Genomic DNA, 24,661 nt, shown 5'->3' with positions numbered 1-24,661 from the left:
CAACCAACAGAAAGGAGCAAGAATGGAATGCGTGTCATTCAAATTGGTTTAGGCTTTTGGGGTAACGGATGGTCAGGCGTCATTGCCAATTCCCCATGGACGGAGCTTGTCGCGCTGGTTGATCTGAATGAACAGACATTGAACACGGTAGGCGACTCGGTGGGTCTCCCGCATGATCGAAGATTCACCTCGTTAGCGGAAGCTCTGAGCAATGTCGAGGCTGATGCCGCGCTTATCGTTGTCCCGCCCGAAGCCCATGAAGCTGTCGCCCTTGAAGCTCTTGAAGCAGGTCTGCATTGTATGATTGAAAAGCCGTTTGCGCCAACGCTGTCGTCCTCGAACAGGATCGTGGAAAAAGCGGAGCAAGCAGGCCGTTATATCATGGTGACGCAAAGCTTTCGTTTCAGAAGAGGCCCCCGGACGGTAAAGCGCCTTATCGAAGAGGGTGCGGTAGGGAAAATTGAGACCATTTACGGGCGTTTCCGAAAAGCCCCCCCATTTACAGGCTTCCGCACTGAAATGGAGGAACCGTTGATTGTGGATATGGCCATTCACCATTTTGATTACATTCGCGGTATTTTTGGAGTAGAACCCGATTGGGTGCGTGCGCGAAGCTATAACCCGAGCTGGACCTGGTACAAAGGCAACGCCTCCGCTTTCGTCGAGTTTGAAACAAACGACGGCACGATGATTTCGTATACGGGATCTTGGGTTTCGCGCCGTCCGCACACGACTTGGGACGGAGCCTGGGAAATTCACGGCACACACGCTTCTATTCTATGGGATGAAAATCGTGTGCTGCTTTACCCGCATGGCAATATCATTGGAGAAACCGTCTTCAAGGCGAGAACGCTTGAAATGTCCGACGATATTCTGGAAGTGACGCTCGACCCTGTTGAAGAAGAGGAGCGACTAGGCACGGTCAAGGAATTTGTTACAGCCGTCAAGGCGAATAAGCTTCCGGAAACCCACGGAAAAGACAATCTGCGCAGCTTGGGACTCGTATTAGCCGCCGTCGAATCGACAAAACGCGGTGGAGAAAAAATCGATTTTAACCAATTTTACAATACCCATATTCTTAAAGGAGGAGTTTTACAATGAAATTATCTTTTAACAGTTGGTTGTACGGATCTGCTTTCGGTTGGCTGCCATGCCGTTCGCTCGAGGATACGGTCGATACGCTTGCAGAAATGGGATATGACGGCATTGAAATCGGCGCCGCAGCCCCGCACGGTTTCCCGGCGCATACGAATTCCGCCCGCAGAAAAGAAATGCTGAAGCATGTAAAGAGTCGCGGGATGGAAGTATCGGCATTATGCCCGGCATTGGGCGGCGGTCCCGGTTATAATCCGGCTTCGCCCGATCAAGAGGAGCGCGATGCCAACTTCCAATATATTTCCGAGTGTCTTCAGCTGGCGCATGATCTTGAATGTGAGCGGGTGATTTGGCTGCCGGGTTGGAAGCGCTACAAACAACCTCGTCAGGAAGCTTGGAATTATGCGGTTGAAGCTCTTCACAAATGTGCGGAGGTTGCGCGTCCGCTAGGCGTTAAGCTGGCGATTGAACCTACTTCGGAAGTGTCGGATGTCATCGAGCATGCGGGCGATTCCCTGAAATTAATGAAAGAGGCGGGAGCTGGCGCCGATGTTGCCGGTGTTATGCTGGATACGATTCACGTCTTCTATAGAGGGGATGATGTAAGGGAACAATTTAACGAAGCGGGCGACCGTCTGATCTATGTTCATATTTCCGATGTGAACCGTGACGCGCCCGGCACACATACCGACTTCAGAGGCGCCGTCGATGAACTTGCATTGATTGGTTATGACGGATGGTTGTCCATGGAGATCGGCTTCCCCCGGCGGGATCGCAATCCTGACGGCATCACCCGGCAAGCTATCGAGTATATGCGGCCGGTCATTGAGGGAACGAAGGATCGTCTTGCCGCTTGGAGAAACTTGCCTAATCGATAAGGATCCACCGTATAACCGCTTCCTCATAGGGAGCGGTTATATGCTTTCAACGAACCCATGAGGGAAGAAGGGGCAGGTTTTCCGATGAATATTTTCACGTTCAAATCCAATCAGGAATTAGACGAGGCGGGAGCCCCCGATGTCACCGTTTTACTGGACAGCGGAGCCGGAACCTGTCTTTCATCCTAAACTTCGGTCAGTGACCTGCTTCGTTCTGGATGAGAGCTGCAGGTCACGGGCCTGCGAATCTGGAAGGCATTCATTAAGGCCATTCCTTATTCGCTAAATATTTTTCTGAATTTGCCCGGAGGTATACCGGTCAATTTTTTAAACAGCAAATTAAAGTATATCCCATTAGGGTATCCTACTTTGAGAGCGATTTCACGAATGGTTAAATTGGTGTACTTCAGGAGTCGTTTCGCTTCGTCGATCCTGCATTGAATTAAATATTGGATAGGAGGGGTGCCCATTTCTTCTTTATAAATATGCGCCAAATGGTAAGGGCTTACATAAACGATTGCGGCCAGATCACTCAAGGTCAGGTCTTGATAATAGTATTCTTCGATGTATTTCTTGACTTCATGAGTGATAGAAGGGGAAATCTTCGGTTTAACCAGATAAAGCTTTCGAATCGTTACAATAAGGATGGTTCTCGTTAAAGATTCGATCATTTCGTTTGAGCCGTACGTGGGATGCTGATATTCGCTATAAATTTCGGAAAAATATCGACTGGTTGAGCTGTAGTCTTTATCCGTTGGAATGACAGGGCACTGGTCCGGGGAGGTTAAATAACCTTTGGGCATTCCTGATATTTGCACATTCGAGATGGAAATTACGATTCCTGAGATCGGTGTCTGGACGGATGAAATAATTTCATAGGAACTTAAAGTTGGAAAAATAACGATATCTCCTCTCGCAACAGTGAAAATCATTTCGCCTATCACACACTGCCCACTGCCGTCTTGTACGAAAAAAATATCGGTACTCTGTTTTTTTCATTCAACGTTTTACTCCATGAAGGCTCCCCCTTGATCTCATACGCTGCAATAAATTTCGGGTCTTCTAGAATTTCGGGAACTCCTATCATTAGGTTTTATCCCCCTAGGTTTACCTTTTAACTATCACAATTATAGTAGAATCAAGAGTGAATTCAAGAATCATCCAGCAATACAACAATAAATTATAACTTTCGAACAATTTAGATGTATTTACCATAAATACGCCTTTTTTTGAGGCGTTTGTATAGCAGGCGACGACTAAGATCAAAATAACGGAGTACGACATCACATCCGGAGGACAGATACATGGCAGAAGCGGTAGGAACAGGAAAAGATTTTTTAACAGCAGTACGGGAAAGACGCACGATTTATGGGATTAGCCAGGAATCGCCGATTTCGGATGAGCGCATTGTTGAAATCATTCGGGAAGCGGTGAAATATACGCCGTCCGCCTTTAACTCGCAAAGCGCGAGAGTGCTTGTATTGCTGGGAGAACAGCATCATAAGTTATGGGATTTGACGAAGGAAATTTTGCGCGGTATTGTGCAAGCGGATCAATTCGCATCGACCGAACAACGCATAAACGGCTTTAGAAGCGGGCACGGCACCGTACTCTACTTCGAAGATATGACTGTGATTGAAGGGCTGCAGGCGAGCTTTCCAAGCTATTCGGAACATTTCCCCAGTTGGTCGCAGCAATCGAACGGCATGCTTCAATTTGTCATATGGACTGCGCTTGAGAACGAAGGACTGGGTGCTAGTGTACAGCACTACAATCCTCTGATCGATGAAAAAGTGAAGACGTCCTGGATCATTCCGCAATCCTGGAAGCTCATCGCCCAGATGCCATTCGGGAAACCGACGGCCCCGGCCGGAGAGAAGGAATTCAAGCCTTTGGAAGAACGGATTAAAGTATCGAAATAATTCTTGTCTTTGAGGAAGCGAAAAACAAGCCTCCGAGCCCGCTTAAATCGTGGAATTTGGAGGCTTGTTTTATTTCGTATTGACGCCGCTTGCTTGCAAAGGATATAATTTTTCTAGTTATTTTTATCGATTTAATTTGTTTATGTAACCGTTTGCTATCAATTGTTTTCATCATCAGGATGACGAAAGAATACGATGCGGTCTGCCCCGGGCAGGCCGCATGGTGCATGGCGAGGCAGCTTTACGACGTAACTACGAGTAAATCTCCCAACCCAGCTTCAGCGTGTTAATAATGTAATCGGCGGCCTCTTCCGGGTCCAGGTGGTCGGTGTTAACGCTTGAATGATTTAATGCGTATAGGTTTTGCCGGGTGTAAAATAAATTTTCAATCTCTTCCAAAGATTTGTTCTGTAAGACAGGTCGGCTGTCTACAATGAGCTGCAGCCTGTCTTTCCAGGTCTCCCAGGTAAGATCAAGGAAAAAGACGATGGACGTGGACAAGCAGATGTTTCTGATTTCTTCCTGCATAAATGCGCCTCCCCCAAGAGAAATAATTTTCAACCGGGAATTTGTGCATAAATTGGTAATATATTCCTTTTCCATTTGGCGGAATTTCGTTTCGCCGAAAGATTTGAAAATTTGCGTGATAGGCATCTTGTACTGCTGCTCAATTTCATAATCGACATCGATAAAATCTCTATACAGTTTTTTGGCGAGAAGATGACCTATGGTCGTCTTGCCCACACCCATAAAACCGATTAAGATTATATTTTTTTCCCGTAAAGGGATATCGGGGTTGTTGTACACGCTCAACACTCTCTTCTGCTTTTAAGTTTTAAAGTGCGGAAGCACGGGTTACTTTCCATTATAAAGGTGTTTTATAATAGGATCAATCGATATATGAACCAGATACTTGGGAGTTTCAGTCAAAAAAGGAGCTGTATAGCATGAGTACTTCAGATTTGGAAGCCCTTAGAAATAAGTTGGACGAAATCAACGTTCAAATTCTCGAATTGATATCCAACCGGGCTGAAATTGTCGAGAAAATAGGCATTGAAAAGCAAAAGCAAGGCATCCCCCGATTCGATCCGGTTCGCGAAAGCAGGATGCTGGAAAATTTAGTCCAGAAAAATAAAGGCCCCTTCGACGATGCAACAGTCAGGCATTTATTTAAACAAATTTTCAAAGCATCCCTGGAGCTGTTGGAAGAGGAGCATAAGAAGCATCTGCTCGTGACCCGAAAGCGAAAACACGAGGATACGGTCATTCACATTAAAGGGGTTGGAATTGGCGGACCCGACAAAGTCCTTGTAGCCGGCCCCTGCACGGTGGAAAGCTATGGTCAAATGTACGAAGTGGCGGCCTCACTTAAAGCGCAAGGCGTTACGATATTGCGGGGCGGGGCTTACAAGTCGAGAACTTCTCCTTACGATTTTCAAGGGCTCGGCAAGGAAGGTCTCGAGATTTTACATAAAGTCGGCGGGCAATTCGGGATGATTACAGTCAGCGAAATCATGGATTCGTCAGAGCTGGAGCTGGCTGGACAATATATCGATATGGTAGAAATTGGCGCGAAAAATATGCAGAACTTTTCTTTATTAAAGGCCGTTGGCGACTCGGGCATCCCGGTGCTGCTGAAAAGAGGTAATTCGGCAACGCTGGAGGAGCTTCTTCTGTCCGCGGAATATATCGTCTCCCGCGGCAACGCTCAGGTCATACTTATGGAGCGGGGCATACGAACGTATGAGAAATGGACCCGGAACACGCTGGACATTTCGGCGGTACCTATACTCAAGAAGGAAAGCCACTTGCCGGTCCTGGTTGATTTAAGTCATTCGACCGGCCGTAAAGATATTGTATTGCCGTGCGCCAAAGCCGCGCTTGCTGCCGGTGCGGATGGCCTCTTGGTCGAAGTGCATCCCGATCCGTCCATTAGCCTTTCAGACGGTCAGCAGCAATTAGACCTTAAGCAATTTGCTGAATTTTATCGGGATTTGAATGCGTTTCAACCGTTCGGATCTTAAGGAGATCGCCCATCGGCTTGCCTTCAAGGCAAGCCGATGGGCGATTTTTTGCGGAAAGCGCCGCACCGGTGCAGGTAAAATGAATGTGGGGCGTAATCAAAAAATGGGCTGCGTGAACCGTTCGAAGAGCTGGGGCATCTAATGCTTAGACAACAAAAGGAGGCAGTTCCATGTGATAACAGAAATAGACGTCCTACTGGCCCAAAAAGGGGACAAGGAAGCATTCTCCCGGTTGGTGAAGGCTTTGGAGCTTCCTATGTATCGAGTCGCCCGATCCATTGTGCGAAGCGATGAAGACTGCGCGGATGCCATTCAGGAAACCATTTTGAAGGCCTATAAATCAATAGCCCAGCTAAAAAAACCGCATTTTTTCAAAACCTGGTTTATGAGAATCTTGATTAACGAGTGCAACCAATTCCTGCGCCAGCGCAAAAGAACGATACCGGTTGCCGTTCTGCCTGAAGAGCATGCCGAATCTGCGGAATATGGCAAGGTGGATTTGTGGGAGGCGGTAAACCGTCTGGAGGATACACTGCGGCTCATCGTGAAGCTGCATTATTTGGAGGATATGTCGGTCGGCGTCATCTCGGAGTTGTTGGACATGCCGGAAGGTACGGTAAAATCCCGCTTGCACCGCGCTCGCTTGCTTTTAGCCGAATGGCTCGACAGTCCAAATGAAAGGAAAATCGGATATGAAACTTGCTAATCTGGAACATGAGCTTGAGCAGGGGAGAGGGCACATGCCTTGTGAGTTACCATCCGTTGTACGTCAGCGAATTGACCAGACACTGGCTTCTCTGCCGGAGCACCATCGGCGTCGTAAGATGAAGGTTTCCTCTGCCTTCGGATTATCGGCAGCCGTTCTGTGCGCGATTATGGTTGGATCGGGCTTTGTTTTTCCCCAAGCGGCTGCAGCCTTGCGTCAGCTTCCGGGAATCGTATCCGTCTTCAAGTTCGCGGGTGATTACGGTTTGAAAGCAGCGGATGAAAAAGGATTGGTCACTGCAGTTGAGCAAAGCATCACAGATCAGGGCATTACCGTTCAAATCAAAGAAGTGATGTATGATGGCTCGAGAATTTCGATTGGATATATTCAGCAGTCGGACGATCCTACCCAGGAAATGACAAGGGGGCTGGATTTCCAAATTAATGGTAAAAGGTATAAGCCCGCCCTTAGCGGTACCGGAAGTCCGGTCGATGAGCATACTTATGCAGGGGTCATCGACTTGATGCCGGCAGAGGATTTGCCCAATCACTTTAAACTGCAGATGGATATCAGCCAAATAGGAAGCACGAAAGGGCGGTGGAGCTTTTCGATACCTGTAACAAAGATGGCCTCGACCAATAAAGTGGTCCTGCCAATGATCACTAAATCGTATGGGGATATCACACTAACGGTGAAGAAGGTTCTCTTCACACCTGGCTCAACAGAGCTTGACGTAGAGGTGAAGCAACCTGCTGATGCCGGCCGGTTTATCCAGTACGATCTGTTCGACGATAAAGGCACGCAATTGCAAAGGCGCAGTGGAAGCGGCAGGGGACAAACGGACGGCCCAATATCCATATCAACCTTCTCACAGCGTTACGGGCCCGTCAGCCCATTGCCCAAAACCATTACGATCCGCCCTTTCGTTGATCTTCCATTCCAAGGACCTTTAACAGAATCGAAGGCGCCTTTAGACCAGATGCCCACAGAAGAAAAGCCGATATCGTTATCGCAGGGAGAAGCCGGTCATCTATTGATCACCCAGGTGGAACGCTTACCCGATAAAACGCTTGTTCACTATAGAACGGAAGGGCTTATTCCTCAGGAGCAGGCAAATCCATTATGGATCGAAGACAGCGGCGGGAACAAGTACCTTCAGCTGCAAAAGCCTTCCATCACCGTGGATCCGGTACATTATAGGTTTGTCAAGGAATTCCCGGCATTCACTGAAAAAGAACAGCTGACCTTCGTCACCCGTGAACTGACCCCGCCAGGATACTTGAAGGAGCTGGAAATCACGGTTCCGCTCGAACCCTAAAATCAGCAGGAGCTTGCCGGGATACGACTACTGCAGCCTAAACAGAAAAAAGACCGTGCGGGGACGGTCTTTTTTCTGTTTCCTTAACGGTTTCGAGCCGCTTGGACGAACTGACGCAGCGCCTGCTCCACGATGGAACGGGGACAAGCCAGGTTGATGCGAAGCCAGCCTTCGCCTTCCGTTCCGAACACCGAACCTTCGCTAAAGGCTACTTTGGCTTGTTTAAACATTAGGGCTTTCAGCTCGCTGACGGTTAAGCCCAAATCGCGGCAGTCGATCCACAGCAAGTAGGTGCCGTCCGGCCGCAGCGGCTTCGCTTCCGGCAAATGCTCCTTGAAATAGGCGAGCGTATAGGATAAATTCCCCTCTACATAAGCAAGCATTTCATCCAGCCAAGCTTCCCCTTCGTTATAAGCAGCTTCCACCGCGTCCTGGGCAAAATGATGGGCCATATGCAGACTGAGCGTTTTGATCCGATGATCGAACTTTCGCTTCATGGACGGGTTGGAAGCCACGATATAGGACGTTTGAAGCCCCGGCAAATTAAACGTTTTGGTCGCGGCCAAGCCGGTAAGCGTGATGTCCGCGAGCTCGGGTGACAGGGAAGCGAACGGGATGTGCTTGTGACCGGACAATGCCAAATCGCAGTGAATCTCGTCGGAAATGACGGTGACTCCATGCTTCAGGCATAAGTCGCCGAGCCGGAGCAGCTCCTCGCGCTCCCATACGCGGCCTCCCGGATTATGCGGGCTGCATAAGAGCAGCAGCTTCGCGCCCCCCTGGAACAACGATTCCAAATGATCGTAATCCATCTCGTAACGGCCGTTGCGGAGCACGAGCGGGTTTTTGGCTACGATGCGGCCGTTGCCTTGGATAACGTCATAGAACGGATAATAGACCGGCGACTGCAGGACGACCTGGCTGCCCGGCTCGCTGAACAGCTCGACCGCTAAGCTTAGCGTCGTGACGATGCTGGGGGAATCCGAGATCCATTTCGGATCGATCGACCAGCCGTGACGCCGCTCGAACCAATTTACGATGGCATCGAAGTAGCTGTTGCTCCGAATGGCATAGCCGTATACGCCCAGGGCGGCCCGTTTCTCCAAGACCGCCTGAACGGCGGGAGGGCTTAAGAAATCCATATCGGCAACCCATAGGGAAAGAACGTCGGAATCCCCGAAGAGTTTATCGTTTTGATCCCATTTGTAAGAGCGCGTATGCCGCCGATCGATACGGCGGTCAAAATCGTAAGTCACTTAAGATCACCTCAGCTTCGTATAATGATCGATTATATCATCAAATGACCGTACGTTCGAATCCGGCGTTTCGCCGCTGCTTCATACGGAGCTTGAAGAGCAGGAACTGCCGCCCGATCCGGTTTATCGTATGCAGCATGGTCTCCCATTCATGGAGTGGGGGTTTGTTGAATATAGCTGTATCATGGAGCCCGATTCGTCGATCGTGGCGGTCGAAGCTTCGAAATTCTGCGTCTGGACCTAGCGGCCAAACCTGAACCATAAAGGAGACTGCCCGATGACCGAATATACCGTAACCCCCTTTCAAAACGAACCGTTTACCGATTTCTCGCGGCCTGAAAACAAACAGGCGATGGAAGCGGCGCTTCTTAAAGTGAAAGCGGAGCTTGGGCGGGATTATCCGCTCCGGATCGGATCGGAGAAGGTAATGACGGAGCAGAAGATCGTTTCCGTTAATCCCGGGAATGTGGATCAAGTGATCGGACACGTGAGCAAGGCGACTCAAGACTTGGCGGAGAAAGCGATGAACGCGGCCTTGAACACGTTCGAAACGTGGAAAAAAACAACGGCGGTCGACCGGGCCTGTTATTTATTCCGGGCGGCGAAGCTGATGCGCGAGCGCAAGCATGAGTTTTCCGCGCTGATGGTGTACGAAGCCGGGAAAAACTGGGCCGAAGCCGATGCGGATACGGCCGAGGCGATCGATTTTATGGAATATTACGGCAGGGAGATGATCCGTCTCAGCGAGACGCATACACACCGGCCTTTAACGAAGCTCCCAGGGGAAGAAAACCGCTTGACCTACATCCCGCTTGGCGTCGGGATCGTCATTCCGCCTTGGAACTTCCCGCTGGCGATCTGCGTAGGCATTACCGCCGCCGCGGTTGTCAGCGGCAATACGGTGCTGTTGAAGCCGGCATCCGTCACGCCGGTCATCGCCCACAAGTTTGTGGAGCTGATGGAAGAGGTCGGGCTGCCGGACGGCGTCATCAACTTTATTCCCGGAAGCGGGGCGGAAGTCGGCGATTACTTGACGTCGCATCCGAAGACGCGGTTTATCAGCTTCACGGGCTCCAAGGAAATCGGACTTCGGATCAACCGATTGGCCGCCCAGACGAACGAAGGACAAATTTGGATGAAGCGCGTGATCGCGGAAATGGGCGGTAAAGACGGCATCGTCGTCGATGAAACGGCGGATCTGGAAGAAGCCGCCAAGGCCATCGTAGCTTCGGCCTTCGGATTCCAAGGGCAGAAGTGTTCGGCCGGCTCACGGGTTATTGCCGTGGCGTCGGTGTACGACCGTATCGTGCAGCTGGTCAAGGAGCAAACGGAGAAACTGACGGTCGGCTTGCCGGAGCTGAACTATCCGTTGGGACCGGTATCCGATCAACAGGCTTACGATAAAATTTTGGCGTACATTGAAATCGGAAAGACGGAAGGACGGCTGCTCGTTGGCGGAGGGAAAGCGCAAGGCAACGGGTATTACATTGAACCTACCGTTTTTACCGATGTGGACGGTAGAGCGCGCATTATGCAGGAGGAAATTTTCGGGCCGGTGCTGGCCATCGCCAAAGCTAAAGATTACAAAGAAGCGATTGCGCTGTACAACGATACGGAATTCGGCTTGACCGGGTCGTATTTCTCGCAGGATGAAGCTCGAATCGCGTATGCGCTCGAAGAGATGCATTGCGGCAATATGTATGTGAACCGGAAGTGTACCGGAGCGTTGGTCGGCGTTCACCCGTTCGGAGGCTTTAATATGTCCGGCACCGATTCGAAGGCGGGAGGGCACGATTACCTCTTGTTATATACGCAAGCGAAACTGACTTCCCGGAAGCTGTAACGGCGAAGGCGCCGGGTAAACCGGCGCAAGGCCATTCTCAGGGCGGAGATTCCGCTCTGGGAATGGCCTTGCGCGAGTTGCGGCTGGTTCATAGCTTATTCGACTTCTGTAAGTTTTCCATGCTTTTGAAGAGCTTATCGATGTCCTTTTCCAGCTTGCTCATATCGTTGAACATCTTCTTCATGTCTTTATCGTCGGCAAGCACTTTCAGGATGTGCTCCAGCTTGATCATGATCCCTCACCCCCGCTTACTAAAATTAAGGCCCGATCCGGCCGATCCAACAAGACGGTCACATGGCGGATTTCTTCTTTCTGCATGGACTTGCTCTATCGTATGCTCGCTTGCGGCGTACCGCTTAGGCTTTGCAAACGAAATGCGAAAGCAGGAATTTGGCGGAAAAATGTCGAATGTTGGATTCGGAACGCAGCCGGGATTAACCGATCCGGCCGGGCGGAACAGATAAACGCTGTCAGAGCAGGCGGCAGCGGAAACAGGCGGTGGAGCTAATGTACGTGGTCCTGATCTATGGGCTGATCGTGAATGTGATCGGGTTTATCGTCATGGGAGCCGATAAAATGAAAGCGAAGAGGAAGAGCCGGAGGGTGCCGGAAAAACGGCTGTTTCTATGGGCCTTCCTTGGCGGGGCGGCGGGCGTCTGGATCGCTATGCAGGTGTGGCGCCACAAAACGAAGCATGAATCGTTTACCGTAGGCATTCCCTTCATTTTTATTCTCAACGTGCTGTGCATGTATTTGCTTCTCAAGTGGTTGTTTTATCCGCGGCTCTAAATGGGTCGGGGAGATGCCGGCCGAAGTTCGTCCTGTTGGATCTGGCTGGAATTGGTTACAATAAGCGCAAAAGGACGACGGGATGGAGTTGAAGGATGATGCGTCTCTTTGTGCTGATGATCGGGCCGACGGCGATGATTTTGTTAGGGCTGCAAGGACTGAACAGCATGCTTTACACGTTTGCCTTATTTTACGGGTGGCTGCTGCTGATTCCGCTGGCGGACGGCCTGCTTCAGAAAAAGAGTACGTTATCCGAAAACTTGAAGCAGCTCGGATTCCGGGTCCATAAGAAGAATCTGAAATACGGGCTTATCTTGGGCATCGTCTTACTGGTTGTCATCCCGATGACGGTGGCCTTGATGCGGCCTCTTCTCTTTGATGTGACGGAACTGAAACCGCTGCTGCAGGCATGGGGCTTCTCCAGGCACGCGGTCTGGTACATCGTCATTCTGGTCGTCGTCAATCCGCTCCTGGAAGAAATCTACTGGAGATGCTACATGTACCGGAAGCTGGAAAAACAGCTGCATGCCGGATTGGCGATCGGTCTCACCTCGATTTTCTACAGCCTGTACCATTTGCTGTGGTTAGTCCCGATGTTCGAATGGCCTTGCGATGTGCTGGCCGTTCTTCTGGTGTTCATGGCCGGTCTATTATGGGGCTGGATGTATCGAAAGCAGCGGTCGCTGCTCGGAGGCTTCATCAGTCACGCTTTGGCGGACGGCGGTATCGTAGCGGTTTATTTGATCTATTTGCAGTAATATACGCACGACAAAGAAGACGGCAAATACTGGACTAAAGTCCAGTCGGCTTCCTTACCCAAGCAGGGGGACGCCAAGTTCCGGGATATGGTAAGTTGGTTGTAATGAACTTGGAGCGATAAAGGAGTGTCTACTCATGAACAAACGGACGATCATCGGAGCCGTTTTCATTCTGCTGGGAGCCAGCTTGTTTCTAAACCGCGGGGCAACGTTCGGAGCAGGCGACATTTTCGGTTATTTCTGGCCGAGCTTATTCGTCATTCCGCTAGGATTGTTTTTCCACTGGCTGTATTTCTCGATGACGGCGCCGCGGGGAGCGGGCCTCTTGATTCCCGGGGGCATTTTGTTTACGGCGGGGATCGTGTGCCAAATCTCCATGCTGTTCGATAGCTGGGGGACGATGTGGCCCGGGTTTATTTTAGCGGTTGCGATCGGGCTGTTCGAGTTTTATTGGCTCGGCGGCCGAAACAAGTGGCTGCTGATTCCGATCAACATTTTGATGGTGCTGTCGGTCCTGTTTTTTGCCGTATTCGCCGTCGGTTCTCTCCTCGGTCAATGGATGGTCAATGGACCGATCGTTGGCATCGTGTTGATCGTCGCGGGGGCTTGGACCCTGATGAAGAGAAAGAGCGGGGCGTAAGCTGGTCGGCAACCGGCGAGCGGCGCCGCTAGCAAGCAGAAAAGACCGTCCGGGATGGAAGGAATCCGGGCGGTCTTTGGCATGGCTAATCTTCGGATACGATAAACTCATCCAGGCTGCGATCCGCCTTCTCCTGATTGCAGATGTGACAGGCGCAGACGCAGTTGACGGGCGTCGTGTGGCCGCCTTTGGCACGGGGGAGCAGATGATCGATCGTATCGCCGTATTCGCCGCAGAAGTGGCAGGTGTAGTGGTCGCGCGTCAAAATGTAAAGGCGGAACATTCTATTGGTATACACGCGACGAATCGTGTGCCGGTTGACGACGACGGCTGCAAACTCCCGCACAAGCGTTACCGCCGTTTCAAGATCCGTTTCCTGCTGCCAGCGGCGGCCTTTATCCGTGCGGCCCCGCATCCAGACGAAGCCTTCGCGGTTGACCCGCAGCACAGACACGTCCGGTCCTTTGGGCCTTGGCGGCGGGATAGGCAGCGGCCGGCTGATCCGCCGCTTCGGCGTAAGAACAAGCGCCTCCTCAGCCGCTGGCCGGGCGGCGGCCCGCTTGCGTGAGCGGGGCCGCTTTCGGGCCCTCGCTTCTTGGCCCGGCGTTTCGCCGCTTTGCGGCTTGCGTTCCATCCGGCAAGCGCGGCATGCGCCGCGGCGGGACGATTTGCCGGAACGTCTGCCGGTTCGCCGCAAAAAGTCGGTAAGCGGCTTCATTTCCTGACAGTGCGCGCATCGTTTATGAGACGGGAGCTCCGCATATGTATACGGTTCCGTTGGCTCTTGGTTCAGCTCTTGATCCACGTGTTCACCTCGACTTGATGTTCGTTTCGACATATTGCAGCGGTCAACACTCATACATGACCGTCCCCGTATGCGTAAGATCGTACCCCTGGATCGAACGAAGCTCTTTCTTGAAAGCATCCGAACGGACAATTTCCGTGATCAGTCCGATCCATTCCTCATTGTGCGGATGTTTCAGCATGACCAGATCATACCGCTCCTGAATAAGCGGAATGAAATCGACGCCCACCATCGACGCTGCCCGCTCGATGCCGACACCGGCGTCAGCTTCCCCGCTCGCCACTTTGCCGGCCACGCCCAGATGGTTCGACTCCTCGTCGTCGTAACCGTTCACATCACGGGAAGAGAGGGCATGCAGCCGCAGCTGCTCGTCGAGCAGCACGCGCGCTCCCGCACCCTTTTCCCGGTTCACGATCCGGATGTCGTCTCTTGCGAGATCGGCCCAACCCAAGATCCGCTTCGGATTACCGCGGCGCACATATAAACCTGCCCCCCGCACGACAAGGTTGAGGACGACGTAGGCATGGCCGATCAGCAGCTTGCGGACATAAGGGACGTTGTACGTGCCCGTATCTCCATCCAGCAGGTGGGTGCTGACGATGTCGGCTTGGCCTTGATACATCGCGATGAGACTGTCCAGGCTTCCGACATGGGAACGCAGCGGCCGATACGATTTCGTCCGCTTCTCGATATGCTTCGTCAAGATGTCGAGGCTCACGTCTTGTCCGGTAATGACAAGCGGCCTGACGCCCGCCGTCTCGCGGATCGTGTCCAGACGCACGGTCTCGGGCTGAGGGACGGCCGGACGCAGGTTCCCGCCCTTCGCTCTGGCCTTATATCGTTCCAAGTCGTCGGCGTCGACGCGCATTTGGCGGCCTACCCGGTACGCGGGCAATTCGCCTTTTTTGATCAGATCGTACACCGTGAGCTTGGATATTTTTAAAATTTTTGCAATGTCTTCGGTTGTATACGAAAGTTCGTGGGACAACAGCTTCACCGCCTTAAGGCTATTATACCGAAAATAAGAACATCCCTCCAGCGATGGCCGAAGGGATGTTCGCGTTGATTATAATTAAACATAACTAATTATAACTAAATATATTTAAATAGAACTTAGGTTGTGCTACAATTCGAGACATGAAAGTAAAAAGAATGGGGGCGCGAAGGGGATGACTGGGTTAATGCGAAGGATATTCATTTGTTTGATTCTGTTTGGGGTTGCGACGATGACGGGGTGTACGGCCGGGAAGCCTGCTCCTCAGGTAGAGCTGGTCGTATCGGCGGCTGCGAGCTTAACGGACAGCTTGAAGGAGGTTCAAGCCGACTTTGAGCTCCATAATCCCGACATCAAGCTGACTTTTAATTTGGGAGCGTCGGGCACGCTGCAGCAGCAAATCGAGCAGGGGGCGCCGAGCGACGTGTTTATTTCCGCCGGGAATAAGCAAATGGCAGCTCTTCTCGAGAAGGGGCTTATCGATGGCAAGTGGCAATCGAATCTGCTGACCAATGAGCTCGTCGTCGTCGTTCCGGCGGACGGCGGCGTATCGCTCGCCTCGCTCGAACAGCTGGCCGAGCCTGCAGTGAAAAAGCTTGCGGTCGGTCAACCGGAATCGGTACCGGCCGGCGCCTACGCAAAGGAAGCACTTACATATCAGAAGCTGTGGGATGCGGTTCAGGCGAAGATCGTATATGCCAAAGATGTCCGGCAAGTGCTGAGTTACGTGGAGACGGGCAACACGGAGGCCGGAATCGTTTATAAAACCGATGCGCTGGCGTCCACGAAGGCGAAGGTGGCGTTCACGATCGACCCGAAAAGCTATAGCGCGATCGAATATCCGATCGGTTTGGTGAAAGCGTCGAAGCATCCGGAGGAAGCGAAGCGGCTGTACACGTATTTGCAGTCTGAAGCGGCTTCGGCTGTCTTCGTCAAATACGGCTTCCGCCTGCCCGGACGATAACGATGAGCAGGATGAATGGGGCTGCCTTCCTTGAGCCGGTGGCCTTGTCGCTGAAGGTTTCGCTAATCGCCAGCGCCGTCGTTTTCGTCGCGGCCGCTTGGGTCGCATGGCGCATGAGTCTGGCGAAATTCCGGGGCAGGACGATCGTGGAGACGTTCATCATGCTGCCGCTGGTGCTCCCCCCGACCGTCGTAGGGTTCGTACTGCTCGTCGTGTTCGGTCGGCAGAGTCCGGTCGGTCGGCTGTTCGAGAACGTCTTCGGACAGTCCATCGTGTTCAGCTGGGGAGCGGCCGTCATCGCCGCCGTCGTCGTCGCCTTCCCGCTCGTGTACCAGACGTTGAAGGTCGGTTTTCAGTCGGCCGACGCCGATCTGCAGGATGCCGCCCGTTCGATGGGGGCGAGCGAGCGGCAGGTGCTGCGGTTTATTACGCTTCCTTTAGCGTGGCGTTCACTCGTGTCCGGTTATGTGCTCGGCTTTGCGCGCGGGCTCGGGGAGTTCGGCGCGACGCTCATGCTGGCGGGCAATATCCCGGGCCGCACGCAAACCGTACCGACCGCCATTTACTTCGCGGTCGATGCCGGCAACCTGGGCTTGGCCTGGCTCTGGTGTTTCGCCATGATCGCGATCAGCTTTGCGATGCTGTACGCGGCGGGCAGGCCGGGTTTCAGCCGACGTTAATGGCGGCCCGCCGGGCAAGCCTTTAATGGCTTCAGCGCGGCGTCGGCATGTGCCCGAAGCGCATCTGGAGAACCTCCTTTTCGATATAGATTGGGATAGGATCCGGATAGGGCGGATACAGGCCGCTGCCGCCGATTTGACGGTTGCTAGAGCGGCTTAAGCCCGGTATAATCGCTAGAGACAGATGTAGTTTCGAGCGCAGCCGCAACCGAGAGCCGCCCCGCTTGCCGCACGTATCGAATACGATTCGCTGCTGACCGGGTCCGGCCAAAGGGGAACAGTCCGCGTTCTCCCGCGGGCACGCTGGAGTCGTCGGCCGGCCATCAAGTCAGGCCGCAGCTGCTCTCGACTACGACCTCATACATCGTCGTGTCTGGCGGCGGAACGTTCCGCTGCAGCGCCTGCGATTGCGCGCTTGAAGCCGGGATAATAGCCTCGTCACTTGGGGAAGAGCTGGTCCGGTACGCCGCAGATGAGGCGACGATCGCTTCCGGATTCGACTGACGGTTCATTAGCTCACAAGGAGGGATCATCGTGACGTTCGGCGCGCGTATGCTGAAAACCGGGATTGCAGTAACCGTTTCCTTATACATCAGTTCGTTTTTGCACATCTCTTCGCCGGTTATTGCCGCGGTGGCAGCCATTTTTGCGATGCAGCCGACGATTTATCGTTCCTGGCGCCACTTTCTTGAGCAGCTGCAGACGAATACGCTGGGCGCGGTGCTCGCGCTTGGGGCAGGTATGTATTTATCGAAAGACCCGTTCGCAATCGGGCTTATGTGCGTGCTGGTCATCATGATTTGCTTAAAGCTGAAAATGGAGGAGACCGTCGGGCTGACGCTTGTCACGGTCATTGCGGTCATGGAAGCATCCGGCCAATGGCAGTTTGCGTTGAACCGCTTTTTGCAAATATTGATCGGGATCGGAACGGCATCGCTGATCAACATTTTCTTCATTCCCCCGAATCCTCGGGAACAGTTCGTGGCGCAGATCGAAAGCGTGTTCGCGAAGCTTTCGCTGCTGCTCCGGACGGCCGTGTCCGACGAGCTGAAGGAGAGCGTGTTTCGCGACGAGAAGCGGAAGCTGGAGGACGCGCTCGGCGGAATCGAGGCCAAATTCAAGCTGCTCGAAGAGGAGTACAAGAAGCTGAAGGGCGCCAAATTCAGCAAAATCCGCGATCTCGTCGTGTACCAGCAGATGCATGCGACGCTGCGCAAGGGGCTTGATGTGCTCGAGGCAGTGGAGCAGCATTATTTTCAGGCCGACCGGAGCGAGGAGATTGATAAGGCCTTCGACCGGCATCTGGAGAAGCTCATTAAGTTTCACGAGCATGTGCTGCTGAAATTTGATGAAAAGCTGAAGGAAACCGAGCCGCCGGAAATCGAGCGCGTGGAAGCCGACAGCAACCGGTTTATGCGCGAAATGATGGCGGAGAACCGGGAGCGCCCGGACGAGGATTTGCGCTTGGCGATCGTGGCTACGTCGCTCTTCGATTACGGCTACCAGATCGGCAGGCTCGACAAGCTGGTGGAACAATACCACCGGGGCTCGTAACAGTGAAGGGGCAAGAGGAAAGTTCCCGGATTTCTCTCTTGGCGGATTTATTCTAAACTGGTGCATTCCCGCAGATAAGCGCCAATAATGATCTGTATGTATCACGAATCGATGTTATCGTGACGGTCCATTTAATCGGGAGGTCCTTTTCTTTGACTGTTTTCTTATCGATCGATCAATTATCCAAACGCCGGCACGAAGCCCCCGACCGTTATTTGTTTCAAGGGATTACCGCAGAGGTCCATCGCGGTCAGCGGGTAGCCTTGCTCGGCGTGTCCGGGCAAGGCAAAACGACGCTGCTGCGTATCATCGCCCGGCTGGACGCCATGGACGAAGGCGGTCTATCGCTGCACGGTCAGCCAGCCGACAATTGGAAGCCGCAGGAATGGAGAGCTAAGGTGAGCTACGTTGCGCAGCAGGCCGTGATGTTGACCGGAAGCGTCGAGGACAACCTGCGGACGGTCAGCCGCTTGCACGGCACCCCGTTTGACCGGGAGCTTGCCCGCACGTGCATGGAGGCATTAGGCCTCGGAGCTCTCGCCTGGAGCAAGCCGGCGTCCGAGCTGTCCGGCGGAGAGAAGCAGCGCACTGCCCTGGTTCGTACGCTGCTTGCCCGTCCCGACGTGCTGCTGCTGGACGAAGTGACGGCATCCCTGGATCCCGGCAGCAAACGCGCCGTCGAACAGTGGCTGAACGCGTGGTCGGAGCGGGAGGGCACCGCCTGCGTCTGGATCACGCACGATTTGGAGCAAGCGAAGCAAGTCAGCGATCGCGTCTGGTTTATGGCCGATGGACAGCTGCTGGAACAGGGCGATACGGCGTCGTTCTTCCGGCAACCGGAAACGGAACCGGCTCGTCGCTTCATCGAGTGGCCTGCGGCCGGAAAGGATGAAGCGAATGTCTAACGCCGCGCTTGCCTGCACCTTGATCTTCGTGGCGGTGACAATGGTTCTATCCATTCGCCAGAAGCTCGGATTGGAGAAAGAAATTGCGATCGGCACGATTCGTTCCGCCGTTCAACTGCTTGCCATCGGTTATGTGCTGCACTTCGTATTCGATTCGCGGCATCCCGCGCTCATCGTGCTGCTCGTGCTGATGATGATCGGCGTAGCCTCATGGAATGCCGGCGGACGGGCCAAACGGCTGAAGGGCTTACGCCTTCGGATCGCGGCGGCGATCGGCTGCACTGAAGCGGTTACGATCGGATTGCTGCTCGTGCTGCGCATGATTGAACCGACTGCCCAATACATAATCCCGATCAGCGGCATCACGATCGGCACCGCGATGATCGTATCGGGCTTGTTCTTGAGTCAAATGAAGCGCGAGATGGAGACGTCGCGCGGTGAGATGGAGACGCTGCTCGCCTTGGGAGCTACGGCCCGGCAGGCGGTTCAAGGCTCGCTGAAGCGTGCGGTTCGCGCCAGCATGATTCCGACGGTGGACGGGATGAAAACCGTCGGACTGGTACAGCTCCCGGGGATGATGACCGGCATGATCGTAGCCGGGGCGGACCCGATCGAAGCGGTGCGCTACCAGGTGCTGATCATGTTCATTCTGGCTTCTTCGGCCGCATTGACAGCGATGCTGCTCAGCCTGATCAGCTATAAGTTATGGTTTACCGCCGACTCCCGGCTTAGGGTCACGGAGGATGCGAATCGTTAAATATCGAAAGCCAGCTGCACCGGACGTTGTTCGGTGTTTTTTGCGTTGTCAGGGCTCGGACTAGTATGCTGACCCGACAGCGGTTTATAGGCCGTTAGCCCGTTCGATTGCAGCAGGCGGTCCAGCCGTTCCATAACCTGCTCGCGGTATGGCTTCGGCGCCGACGGCGAGCCTGCATACAGCTGCGCATACCGGCTTACTAGCGGAGCGTAATGCAGGCGAAGCGAATGAAAAAACCATGATTTCACCGCGGCGGTGTTCAAGCGGAGGACGGAGCCCATTACGAAGGTGGCGCCGCTTTGCGCGATGCGCCCGACGAGCGGCTCCAATTGCTCGGCCCCGTCCGTGATCCAAGGCAGCATCGGCGCCAGAAACACGCCGGCGTCCACGCCATGCTCCCGCAAGCGGCGCACCGTGTCCAGTCGCGGTTCGGGCGCGGGCGACATCGGCTCGAAGCTGCGCCATACCGATTTGTCCAGCGTGTTCACGCTTACGTTCACGGTGCAGCCGGGAATTTTCCGCAGCAGGTCCACATCCCGTAAAACAAGGGGGGAACGGGTTGTAATGCTGGCCGGAATATGATAGGCGGCCAACACTTCAAGGCATTGGCGCGTAAGCTGCTCGTTCTTCTCGAGCGGCTGATAAGGATCGGTGGCGGTCCCGATCGCCACTTTGCCGATGCGGCTTCGTCCGTTCTTCTGGCGAAGCATGCGTTCCAGCTGCGATTCCAGCGCCGCGGCCGCATTTTGCTTGAACAAGATATGGCGTTGGAAGGTATCGTCCGTATCCAATCCCAGGAATGTATGAGTTGACCTGGCATAACAGAAACTACAACCGTGCTGGCATCCGCGGTACGGGTTAATCGACCAGTCGAACGGCATCGAGGGACTTTTGACGGGATTCAAAACCTGCTTCGCGTTTATCGGCTCATAGTTCGCTCTCATATCGTACACCTCGAAAGGAAGGATTGACAAGAACATATGTTCTTATTTTTATCATATCGCAGCTTTACTTCCTTTGCAACAAGAACTGCAAAACGGTAAGGAGGATGGCAGAATGGCCAGAAGAAGAAGCAGAAGAACCGTTGTGCCCGGGGCCGGTTACGCCCTGGACCAATTCAAGGCCGAAGTGATGCGCAGGGAGGGATACAGCACGAATTCCGCGCAACCGGACAACGTCAAGTACGAGGTGGCCCGATCTCTCGGCATACCGCTCCAACCGAACGGCAACGGCCATTTGTCTACGGAGCAGGCCGGGCAAATCGGCGGGCAAATCGGGGGCGCGATGGTGCGCGAGATGATCCGGATGGCGCAGGAGCGGCTGGCAGGAAAATAAACGGTTAGCGCCGCGATGATCAAGAAGCACACCTCCCGGGCGGGAAGGTGTGCTTTGGTGCGAAACACCTGTTCGTTACAATTACGCAGGGCACGAGCAGCTTGCATTTACGACCGCTTACTGCTGCGAATGCCGGGCATCGTATTCGTCCGAATATTCGGCAAGCGACTTGATCTTACCGTGGGGATGCGGGGACTGCTTGCGGATTTTCCACTCGTTTTCCTGGCGGCGTTTGGAATGGCTCATCTTCTTTCACGTCCCTTCTCGGATATAGAAGCAAGGTGCTGCCTTTTTAGGATGGCGGGAGGGCCGGTCCTTTATTCTTCATAAACTCCGCAAACGTTGTTGTAATCTATGCTTTGATCCGTTAAAGTGAAGATTCAGGGGGTAGAAGGAGCAACGGGGACGGAGGCTGGAAAGTGAGAACGTTTTTTTGGACAGGATGCATATCGTATTTGCTCATCGGCTTGGCGCATGTCATTATCGGCGCTTTAATGCCCGAGCTGCTTGCCCATTACGGGAAAGATTACAGCGCGGGGGGACAACTCGTCGCCCTGCAATTTTTCGGATTTTTAATCGGCGTGTTAGCCGGTCCGTGGTTTAGTCAGAAGCTGGGCAAGCGGGGCGCTCTGCTGGTTAGCCTGTTCTGCATGGCCTTGGGCGAAATGGTCTTCTTTACGCTGCCCCCATGGGGAATCGTACTCGCCATCGCTCCGCTCGCCGGCTTCGGATTCGGCATGGTGGAGACGATCATCGGCGCCGTCGTGATCGGGCACTTCGAAGAATCGCGCAAGACGGTCGCCATGGCCCGCATCGAAGTGTTCTTCGGCGTCGGCGCCCTGGTCATGCCTCTGCTGGTGTCGTTGTTCATCGCCGCAGGCTGGTGGCGGGGGTCATTTCTCGCCTTAAGCCTGCTGTCGCTGCTCGTCTTCGTGTTATGGGCCGTGCTGCCGCTCGGGCGAATGTCTGCTGTGATGGCGAAATCGGCGTCGAACGCCGTGCAGGCGGGCGCCGTGCCTTCGTTCAAAGGTCTTCCCGGCGGTTTGATCGGGCTGTTGACTTTGTTTATCGTCATCTTTGCTTTATATGTCGGCGCGGAGATGAGCGTCGCGAATTTCCTGCCGTCCATTATGATTGAAAATGTCGGTGTGAAGCCGGAGATCGGCGCGCTTTCCGTCACCTGCTTCTGGGGAGCGATGGCGGTCGGACGGCTGTTCGCCGCCCAATTGGCCGGCCGCTGGGGAAAAGCCCGTTACCTGCTGGTCAGCTGCGCCAGCGGGGCCGCCGTCTTAAGCTTATTCGCCATGGCCGATACGGTGTTCTCGAGCTATGCGCTGGTGCTGCTGCTGGGGCTATTGATGTCGGGCATGTTTGCGGTTGCGCTCGTGTACGCGAATGGATTTTTCCCGGGCATGGAAGAACGGATAACCAGCATACTGATCGCCTCCGGCGGCGTGGGCGGGGCGCTCATCCCGCTGCTGACCGGGTGGTGTATGGACCAACTGTCCGTATCGGTTGCGTTATGGGTGCTCGTGACGCTCTATGTGCTGCTGCTGGCCCTGGTGTACGGCGCATCCCGGATGCGGTTCCGTGCGAAGGCGGCGAACGTTTCGAGTCCCCGCGTGTAAGCGGCCGGGACTTGAATTTTACCCGTGTAACGGAATGGACACAGCGAAATACCCTTTCAACCGGAGCCGCAGGTTGAAAGGGTTTCTTGTTGTTGACACCATAAGGGAAGCGGGTGTAAGCTGCGGCCGAAGCTGTCCGTCGAGACGGCGGCGAAGAACTTCGCAGACACAGCGGCACGCAGTTCGACGCCCAGGTCTCCGAAGCGCTGAAGAACGTGCTTGTCCGCACCAGGAAGCTTCCGTCCGCGGAGCACGCACCGTCCGGCTCGCGCGGCGCAGCGTTACCCCAATAACCAGGAAAGCCCGGATTCGCGCATCTGCGCGTGCTCCGGGCTTTTTATTGTGCGGTTTTGCCGACCGGCGGAGCGCAGAACAAGAACGGCCGAACGAAATCGGGCGCCAACGTTCCGCTATCCTATGAATCCTTGCGGTCGAGATGTAAATCTTGCAGCGTATATTGATGGTTCCAAAGAAATTCCATATCGTATTCCGTCGTATCGCGCAGAATGAATTCAAGCAGCATCATCGCAAACGCGAGCGTAATGGAGGCGAACAACATGAGCCACATCAAAAATTCGATAAGCTGGGCCATTGCAAGCAGCTCCTTCCCTTTCCCGGATGCTATCATTCTATGAACGCATCACACAAAAGATGATAAGGAAGGACGCTAAATTTAAGCGCTTTATCGAGTGGTTTCGCCCCGGCTTCGAGACGCTCTATAACGTTTCCGTGTCGCTTAGTATGTTCTTGAAAATTCGCGTCAAATACTTCACGTCCTCATCCGATAGCTTGCCGAAGTAACCTTCCACCACTTGCTTGCGGTGCTTCTTCAGCGATTCGGTAATCGTCCGCCCTTGTTCCGTTATTTCCAGATAGACGACGCGGCGGTCTTCCTCCGAACGGGTCCGTTTGGCGAAACCGCCGGAGATGAGCTTGTCCGACAACGAGGTGACGGCGCCTGCCGTAATCCAAAGCGCGTCAGCGATTTGCGAAACCTTCAGCGGTCCTTCGTTCTCCAATTTTTCTAGTATGATGCCTTGTGAAGCGGAGACCCCTTGAATTTCAAAGCGGTTCCAGCTTCCTCGAATTCTGCGCATTAATTGGCGAAACGTTACTTCCAGTTCGTACAAATCTTGACGGTTTGGCATGGGAACCCCCTGTATAAACATAAGAAATCAACGGGTAAAAAAGCCCGCTGCAGGATAATACGCAAGAACTGGCGGCAGGTTTCAAAAAAGTTGCTGCCGATCATGAATATTTTAATTGACGGTACAAATTTCCTATGATATTTTACAGCTAAATGATTTCATTAATAAACTATTTTATCCTAAATATTTTAGAGGAGGGAACTGTTTGGCTGAAGCGGATCATCGCATCAAACAATTCGAGGAGCTTCTGCATGTCGTACTCCGGCAAACCCGGAAGTGGGCGGTCCCGCCCGAACTGTCCAGACAGCAGGTCGTTCTGCTGCAAACTTTGTACCGTAAGCGGCGTGCCGCGGTGAACGAGCTGGCAGACGATTTGCAGATTTCGGCGAGCGCGACGACGCTGGCTGTGAATCGGCTCGAGCAGACCGGTCATATCGGTCGAACCCGTGACGAAGCCGACCGCAGGGTCGTCTGGCTGGAACTGACGGAGATGGCGGAACGGCAGGTCGAGAAAGTTTGGCAATGTAAACGGCAATTGCTGACACAGTTGCTCAGCAGCTTGCCGGAGGAGGAACAAGAGCAGTTCATGTATCTTCTTCATAAAATGACATCTTCATTACAAGATACGCGACAAGATATGCGATAAGGGTTGAAGGGAGCTC

29 protein-coding genes are annotated in these 24,661 nt (G+C 53.5%); 18 read left to right on the top strand and 11 right to left on the bottom strand.

Annotated elements, in window-relative coordinates:
• Nucleotides 1-27: 27 nt before the first annotated feature.
• Both JMF85_RS23760 and JMF85_RS23755 read left to right on the top strand, forming a co-directional pair.
• Nucleotides 28-1,101 carry a Gfo/Idh/MocA family protein gene (locus JMF85_RS23760; RefSeq protein WP_127606251.1) on the top strand — a complete coding sequence of 358 codons (1,074 nt, stop codon included), beginning with the start codon at nucleotides 28-30 and terminating at the stop codon, nucleotides 1,099-1,101.
• Complete coding sequence (locus JMF85_RS23755) at nucleotides 1,098-1,973, top strand: sugar phosphate isomerase/epimerase family protein (RefSeq protein WP_201319022.1); 876 nt, start codon at nucleotides 1,098-1,100, stop codon at nucleotides 1,971-1,973. The genes JMF85_RS23760 and JMF85_RS23755 overlap by 4 nt, the downstream gene beginning before the upstream one ends.
• 275 nt (nucleotides 1,974-2,248) lie before the next feature.
• Here JMF85_RS23755 and JMF85_RS23750 read toward each other — a convergent pair whose 3' ends face one another.
• On the bottom strand, nucleotides 2,249-2,917 hold the full coding sequence (locus JMF85_RS23750; protein ID WP_201319021.1) for a helix-turn-helix transcriptional regulator: 669 nt from the start codon (nucleotides 2,915-2,917) through the stop codon (nucleotides 2,249-2,251).
• Nucleotides 2,918-3,277: 360 nt separating this feature from the next.
• On the opposite strand from JMF85_RS23750, the gene JMF85_RS23745 reads away from it, so the two are divergent.
• Nucleotides 3,278-3,895: a nitroreductase family protein gene (locus JMF85_RS23745; protein ID WP_127606247.1), complete on the top strand. Its 618-nt coding sequence runs from the start codon at nucleotides 3,278-3,280 to the stop codon at nucleotides 3,893-3,895.
• 252 nt (nucleotides 3,896-4,147) lie between these two features.
• On the opposite strand, the gene JMF85_RS23740 is transcribed toward JMF85_RS23745, so the two are convergent.
• The gene (locus tag JMF85_RS23740) at nucleotides 4,148-4,645 is read right to left on the bottom strand and encodes a shikimate kinase (protein WP_127606337.1); all 498 of its coding nucleotides are present in this window, start codon (nucleotides 4,643-4,645) and stop codon (nucleotides 4,148-4,150) included.
• 197 nt (nucleotides 4,646-4,842) lie between these two features.
• Here JMF85_RS23740 and JMF85_RS23735 point away from each other — a divergent pair, with 197 nt between their 5' ends.
• The 3 genes from JMF85_RS23735 to JMF85_RS23725 all read left to right on the top strand — a co-directional run bounded on the left by JMF85_RS23735 (nucleotide 4,843) and on the right by JMF85_RS23725 (nucleotide 7,943).
• Nucleotides 4,843-5,919, top strand: a complete 1,077-nt coding sequence (locus JMF85_RS23735) for a bifunctional 3-deoxy-7-phosphoheptulonate synthase/chorismate mutase (protein ID WP_054797682.1) — start codon at nucleotides 4,843-4,845, stop codon at nucleotides 5,917-5,919.
• Between the two features lie 172 nt (nucleotides 5,920-6,091).
• Entirely contained in the window at nucleotides 6,092-6,625 is a 534-nt protein-coding gene (locus JMF85_RS23730; protein WP_201319020.1) for a sigma-70 family RNA polymerase sigma factor, read from the top strand.
• Nucleotides 6,612-7,943, top strand: coding sequence for a DUF4179 domain-containing protein (locus tag JMF85_RS23725; protein ID WP_201319019.1), 1,332 nt, complete (start codon nucleotides 6,612-6,614; stop codon nucleotides 7,941-7,943). The genes JMF85_RS23730 and JMF85_RS23725 overlap by 14 nt, the downstream gene beginning before the upstream one ends.
• 83 nt (nucleotides 7,944-8,026) lie before the next feature.
• Here the strand turns inward: JMF85_RS23725 and JMF85_RS23720 are convergent, their stop codons facing one another.
• The gene (locus JMF85_RS23720) at nucleotides 8,027-9,199 is read right to left on the bottom strand and encodes a MalY/PatB family protein (RefSeq protein WP_054797685.1); all 1,173 of its coding nucleotides are present in this window, start codon (nucleotides 9,197-9,199) and stop codon (nucleotides 8,027-8,029) included.
• Nucleotides 9,200-9,476: 277 nt separating this feature from the next.
• Between JMF85_RS23720 and pruA the strand changes: the two genes are divergently transcribed.
• The gene (gene pruA / locus JMF85_RS23715) at nucleotides 9,477-11,042 is read left to right on the top strand and encodes an L-glutamate gamma-semialdehyde dehydrogenase (protein WP_127606243.1); all 1,566 of its coding nucleotides are present in this window, start codon (nucleotides 9,477-9,479) and stop codon (nucleotides 11,040-11,042) included.
• An 88-nt stretch (nucleotides 11,043-11,130) separates the two neighbouring features.
• Here the strand turns inward: pruA and JMF85_RS23710 are convergent, their stop codons facing one another.
• Nucleotides 11,131-11,274 (bottom strand): hypothetical protein, encoded by a 144-nt coding sequence (locus JMF85_RS23710; protein ID WP_164751756.1) that lies wholly within the window; start codon nucleotides 11,272-11,274, stop codon nucleotides 11,131-11,133.
• A 275-nt stretch (nucleotides 11,275-11,549) separates the two neighbouring features.
• Here JMF85_RS23710 and JMF85_RS23705 point away from each other — a divergent pair, with 275 nt between their 5' ends.
• From JMF85_RS23705 to JMF85_RS23695, 3 genes are all read left to right on the top strand, one after another.
• On the top strand, nucleotides 11,550-11,831 hold the full coding sequence (locus JMF85_RS23705) for a DUF1294 domain-containing protein (RefSeq protein ID WP_054797686.1): 282 nt from the start codon (nucleotides 11,550-11,552) through the stop codon (nucleotides 11,829-11,831).
• Nucleotides 11,832-11,926: 95 nt separating this feature from the next.
• The gene (locus JMF85_RS23700; protein ID WP_201319018.1) at nucleotides 11,927-12,589 is read left to right on the top strand and encodes a CPBP family intramembrane glutamic endopeptidase; all 663 of its coding nucleotides are present in this window, start codon (nucleotides 11,927-11,929) and stop codon (nucleotides 12,587-12,589) included.
• Nucleotides 12,590-12,725: 136 nt separating this feature from the next.
• Entirely contained in the window at nucleotides 12,726-13,229 is a 504-nt protein-coding gene (locus tag JMF85_RS23695; RefSeq protein WP_127606239.1) for a hypothetical protein, read from the top strand.
• An 85-nt stretch (nucleotides 13,230-13,314) separates the two neighbouring features.
• Here JMF85_RS23695 and JMF85_RS23690 read toward each other — a convergent pair whose 3' ends face one another.
• The gene (locus JMF85_RS23690) at nucleotides 13,315-14,034 is read right to left on the bottom strand and encodes an HNH endonuclease (protein WP_236595968.1); all 720 of its coding nucleotides are present in this window, start codon (nucleotides 14,032-14,034) and stop codon (nucleotides 13,315-13,317) included.
• Between the two features lie 43 nt (nucleotides 14,035-14,077).
• Nucleotides 14,078-15,022 (bottom strand): helix-turn-helix transcriptional regulator, encoded by a 945-nt coding sequence (locus JMF85_RS23685; RefSeq protein WP_201319017.1) that lies wholly within the window; start codon nucleotides 15,020-15,022, stop codon nucleotides 14,078-14,080.
• A 181-nt stretch (nucleotides 15,023-15,203) separates the two neighbouring features.
• Here JMF85_RS23685 and modA point away from each other — a divergent pair, with 181 nt between their 5' ends.
• Both modA and modB read left to right on the top strand, forming a co-directional pair.
• Entirely contained in the window at nucleotides 15,204-15,992 is a 789-nt protein-coding gene (gene modA, locus JMF85_RS23680) for a molybdate ABC transporter substrate-binding protein (protein ID WP_372813359.1), read from the top strand.
• A 2-nt stretch (nucleotides 15,993-15,994) separates the two neighbouring features.
• Nucleotides 15,995-16,672: a molybdate ABC transporter permease subunit gene (gene modB, locus JMF85_RS23675; protein ID WP_372813360.1), complete on the top strand. Its 678-nt coding sequence runs from the start codon at nucleotides 15,995-15,997 to the stop codon at nucleotides 16,670-16,672.
• A gap of 323 nt (nucleotides 16,673-16,995) precedes the next feature.
• Here modB and JMF85_RS23670 read toward each other — a convergent pair whose 3' ends face one another.
• Nucleotides 16,996-17,184, bottom strand: coding sequence for a hypothetical protein (locus JMF85_RS23670; protein WP_127606235.1), 189 nt, complete (start codon nucleotides 17,182-17,184; stop codon nucleotides 16,996-16,998).
• 22 nt (nucleotides 17,185-17,206) lie between these two features.
• Here JMF85_RS23670 and JMF85_RS23665 point away from each other — a divergent pair, with 22 nt between their 5' ends.
• The 3 genes from JMF85_RS23665 to JMF85_RS23655 all read left to right on the top strand — a co-directional run bounded on the left by JMF85_RS23665 (nucleotide 17,207) and on the right by JMF85_RS23655 (nucleotide 19,888).
• Nucleotides 17,207-18,226 (top strand): FUSC family protein, encoded by a 1,020-nt coding sequence (locus JMF85_RS23665; protein WP_127606233.1) that lies wholly within the window; start codon nucleotides 17,207-17,209, stop codon nucleotides 18,224-18,226.
• A gap of 152 nt (nucleotides 18,227-18,378) precedes the next feature.
• On the top strand, nucleotides 18,379-19,131 hold the full coding sequence (locus tag JMF85_RS23660) for an ABC transporter ATP-binding protein (RefSeq protein WP_141333822.1): 753 nt from the start codon (nucleotides 18,379-18,381) through the stop codon (nucleotides 19,129-19,131).
• A complete protein-coding gene (locus JMF85_RS23655) occupies nucleotides 19,124-19,888 on the top strand; it encodes an ABC transporter permease (RefSeq protein WP_127606229.1) in 765 nt (254 codons plus the stop codon). Before JMF85_RS23660 ends, JMF85_RS23655 begins: the two co-directional genes overlap by 8 nt.
• Here the strand turns inward: JMF85_RS23655 and JMF85_RS23650 are convergent.
• Complete coding sequence (locus tag JMF85_RS23650) at nucleotides 19,885-20,832, bottom strand: SPL family radical SAM protein (RefSeq protein WP_141333885.1); 948 nt, start codon at nucleotides 20,830-20,832, stop codon at nucleotides 19,885-19,887. The genes JMF85_RS23655 and JMF85_RS23650 overlap by 4 nt on opposite strands.
• 112 nt (nucleotides 20,833-20,944) lie before the next feature.
• On the opposite strand from JMF85_RS23650, the gene JMF85_RS23645 reads away from it, so the two are divergent.
• On the top strand, nucleotides 20,945-21,223 hold the full coding sequence (locus JMF85_RS23645) for a small, acid-soluble spore protein, alpha/beta type (RefSeq protein WP_127606225.1): 279 nt from the start codon (nucleotides 20,945-20,947) through the stop codon (nucleotides 21,221-21,223).
• A 117-nt stretch (nucleotides 21,224-21,340) separates the two neighbouring features.
• Here JMF85_RS23645 and JMF85_RS28220 read toward each other — a convergent pair whose 3' ends face one another.
• Nucleotides 21,341-21,469, bottom strand: coding sequence for a DUF6254 family protein (locus tag JMF85_RS28220; RefSeq protein WP_219996633.1), 129 nt, complete (start codon nucleotides 21,467-21,469; stop codon nucleotides 21,341-21,343).
• Between the two features lie 173 nt (nucleotides 21,470-21,642).
• On the opposite strand from JMF85_RS28220, the gene JMF85_RS23640 reads away from it, so the two are divergent.
• The gene (locus tag JMF85_RS23640; RefSeq protein WP_201319016.1) at nucleotides 21,643-22,851 is read left to right on the top strand and encodes an MFS transporter; all 1,209 of its coding nucleotides are present in this window, start codon (nucleotides 21,643-21,645) and stop codon (nucleotides 22,849-22,851) included.
• A gap of 415 nt (nucleotides 22,852-23,266) precedes the next feature.
• On the opposite strand, the gene JMF85_RS23635 is transcribed toward JMF85_RS23640, so the two are convergent.
• Together JMF85_RS23635 and JMF85_RS23630 are read right to left on the bottom strand one after the other, a co-directional pair.
• Entirely contained in the window at nucleotides 23,267-23,443 is a 177-nt protein-coding gene (locus JMF85_RS23635) for a hypothetical protein (RefSeq protein WP_164751755.1), read from the bottom strand.
• Between the two features lie 124 nt (nucleotides 23,444-23,567).
• Nucleotides 23,568-23,999, bottom strand: a complete 432-nt coding sequence (locus tag JMF85_RS23630) for a MarR family winged helix-turn-helix transcriptional regulator (RefSeq protein ID WP_054797696.1) — start codon at nucleotides 23,997-23,999, stop codon at nucleotides 23,568-23,570.
• 205 nt (nucleotides 24,000-24,204) lie between these two features.
• Between JMF85_RS23630 and JMF85_RS23625 the strand changes: the two genes are divergently transcribed.
• Nucleotides 24,205-24,645 carry a MarR family winged helix-turn-helix transcriptional regulator gene (locus JMF85_RS23625; RefSeq protein WP_054797697.1) on the top strand — a complete coding sequence of 147 codons (441 nt, stop codon included), beginning with the start codon at nucleotides 24,205-24,207 and terminating at the stop codon, nucleotides 24,643-24,645.
• Nucleotides 24,646-24,661 lie beyond the last annotated feature (16 nt).

It is taken from the genome of Paenibacillus sp. EPM92, from assembly GCF_016586185.1.
Taxonomy (GTDB): Bacteria; Bacillota; Bacilli; order Paenibacillales; family NBRC-103111; genus Paenibacillus_G; species Paenibacillus_G validus.
Note: the sequence above shows the minus strand (reverse complement) of the source record. Positions and strands in the feature narration are given on the sequence as shown.

What these genes read in the sequence shown, in the direction of transcription:
- JMF85_RS23760 (WP_127606251.1), top strand. Translation starts at nt 28, where the DNA reads ATGCGTGTCATTCAAATTGGTTTAGGCTTTTGGGGTAACGGATGGTCA.
- JMF85_RS23755 (WP_201319022.1), top strand. Translation starts at nt 1,098, where the DNA reads ATGAAATTATCTTTTAACAGTTGGTTGTACGGATCTGCTTTCGGTTGG.
- JMF85_RS23745 (WP_127606247.1), top strand. Translation starts at nt 3,278, where the DNA reads ATGGCAGAAGCGGTAGGAACAGGAAAAGATTTTTTAACAGCAGTACGG.
- JMF85_RS23740 (WP_127606337.1), bottom strand. Translation starts at nt 4,645, where the DNA reads ATGGGTGTGGGCAAGACGACCATAGGTCATCTTCTCGCCAAAAAACTG.
- JMF85_RS23735 (WP_054797682.1), top strand. Translation starts at nt 4,843, where the DNA reads ATGAGTACTTCAGATTTGGAAGCCCTTAGAAATAAGTTGGACGAAATC.
- JMF85_RS23725 (WP_201319019.1), top strand. Translation starts at nt 6,612, where the DNA reads ATGAAACTTGCTAATCTGGAACATGAGCTTGAGCAGGGGAGAGGGCAC.
- pruA (WP_127606243.1), top strand. Translation starts at nt 9,477, where the DNA reads ATGACCGAATATACCGTAACCCCCTTTCAAAACGAACCGTTTACCGAT.
- JMF85_RS23710 (WP_164751756.1), bottom strand. Translation starts at nt 11,274, where the DNA reads ATGATCAAGCTGGAGCACATCCTGAAAGTGCTTGCCGACGATAAAGAC.
- JMF85_RS23705 (WP_054797686.1), top strand. Translation starts at nt 11,550, where the DNA reads ATGTACGTGGTCCTGATCTATGGGCTGATCGTGAATGTGATCGGGTTT.
- JMF85_RS23700 (WP_201319018.1), top strand. Translation starts at nt 11,927, where the DNA reads ATGATGCGTCTCTTTGTGCTGATGATCGGGCCGACGGCGATGATTTTG.
- JMF85_RS23695 (WP_127606239.1), top strand. Translation starts at nt 12,726, where the DNA reads ATGAACAAACGGACGATCATCGGAGCCGTTTTCATTCTGCTGGGAGCC.
- modA (WP_372813359.1), top strand. Translation starts at nt 15,204, where the DNA reads ATGACTGGGTTAATGCGAAGGATATTCATTTGTTTGATTCTGTTTGGG.
- modB (WP_372813360.1), top strand. Translation starts at nt 15,995, where the DNA reads ATGAGCAGGATGAATGGGGCTGCCTTCCTTGAGCCGGTGGCCTTGTCG.
- JMF85_RS23670 (WP_127606235.1), bottom strand. Translation starts at nt 17,184, where the DNA reads ATGAACCGTCAGTCGAATCCGGAAGCGATCGTCGCCTCATCTGCGGCG.
- JMF85_RS23655 (WP_127606229.1), top strand. Translation starts at nt 19,124, where the DNA reads ATGTCTAACGCCGCGCTTGCCTGCACCTTGATCTTCGTGGCGGTGACA.
- JMF85_RS23650 (WP_141333885.1), bottom strand. Translation starts at nt 20,832, where the DNA reads ATGAGAGCGAACTATGAGCCGATAAACGCGAAGCAGGTTTTGAATCCC.
- JMF85_RS23645 (WP_127606225.1), top strand. Translation starts at nt 20,945, where the DNA reads ATGGCCAGAAGAAGAAGCAGAAGAACCGTTGTGCCCGGGGCCGGTTAC.
- JMF85_RS28220 (WP_219996633.1), bottom strand. Translation starts at nt 21,469, where the DNA reads ATGAGCCATTCCAAACGCCGCCAGGAAAACGAGTGGAAAATCCGCAAG.
- JMF85_RS23635 (WP_164751755.1), bottom strand. Translation starts at nt 23,443, where the DNA reads ATGGCCCAGCTTATCGAATTTTTGATGTGGCTCATGTTGTTCGCCTCC.
- JMF85_RS23630 (WP_054797696.1), bottom strand. Translation starts at nt 23,999, where the DNA reads ATGCCAAACCGTCAAGATTTGTACGAACTGGAAGTAACGTTTCGCCAA.